The sequence below is a fragment of the Methylovorus menthalis genome (genome assembly GCF_020523625.1).
Taxonomy (GTDB): domain Bacteria; phylum Pseudomonadota; class Gammaproteobacteria; order Burkholderiales; family Methylophilaceae; genus Methylovorus; species Methylovorus menthalis.
In genome coordinates this window covers 1-970 of sequence record NZ_JAJAQH010000008.1, presented here as the reverse complement: position 1 = coordinate 970, position 970 = coordinate 1, and the positions used below count along the sequence as shown (strand labels likewise).

At 54.1% G+C, this 970-nt stretch carries 1 protein-coding gene; it reads right to left on the bottom strand.

Going from position 1 to position 970, the window contains the following annotated elements; all coding sequences use genetic code 11:
* Positions 1-970, bottom strand: a 970-nt coding sequence (tuf, locus tag LG204_RS14035; RefSeq protein ID WP_456085628.1) for an elongation factor Tu, incomplete at both ends; no start/stop codon positions are given.

Here is a 970-nt window from a genome sequence, read left to right as displayed (position 1 = left end):
GTTGTCGCCTGGCATGACCATTTCGGTACCTGCTGGCAGTTCAACTGCACCCGTTACGTCAGTGGTACGGAAGTAGAACTGCGGACGATAACCATTGAAGAATGGCGTATGACGACCACCTTCATCTTTACCCAGCACATAGATCTCAGCTGCGAATTTGGTGTGTGGCTTGATCGAACCAGTCTTGGCCAACACTTGACCACGCTCAACTTCTTCACGCTTGGTACCGCGCAGCAGCACGCCTACGTTGTCGCCTGCCTGACCTTGGTCCAGCAGCTTGCGGAACATTTCAACGCCAGTGCAGGTGGTCTTCAGGGTTGGCTTGATACCAACGATTTCGATTTCATCACCAACCTTAACAATGCCGCGCTCGATACGACCAGTTACTACAGTACCGCGACCAGAGATGGAGAACACGTCTTCCACTGGCATCAGGAAAGTACCGTCAATAGCACGTTCCGGGGTTGGGATGTAGCTGTCCAGCGCTTCAGCCAGACGGAAGATGGCAGGTTCGCCGATTTCCGATTGGTCGCCTTCCAGTGCCTTCAGGGCTGAACCCTTGATCACAGGAATGTCGTCACCCGGGAAGTCATACTTGGAAAGCAGCTCGCGGATTTCCATTTCAACCAGCTCAAGCAGCTCAGCATCGTCAACCATATCCGCTTTGTTCATGAACACGACGATGTAAGGTACGCCAACCTGACGGGCCAGCAGGATGTGCTCACGCGTTTGTGGCATAGGGCCGTCAGCAGCGGAACAGACCAGAATCGCGCCGTCCATCTGCGCAGCACCGGTAATCATGTTCTTAACATAGTCGGCGTGGCCTGGGCAGTCTACGTGAGCGTAGTGGCGACTTGCAGTTTCGTATTCAACGTGCGCTGTATTGATGGTAATGCCACGTGCCTTTTCTTCCGGCGCCGCATCGATCTGGTCGTATGCCTTGGCTTCACCACCAAACTTCTTCGACAGG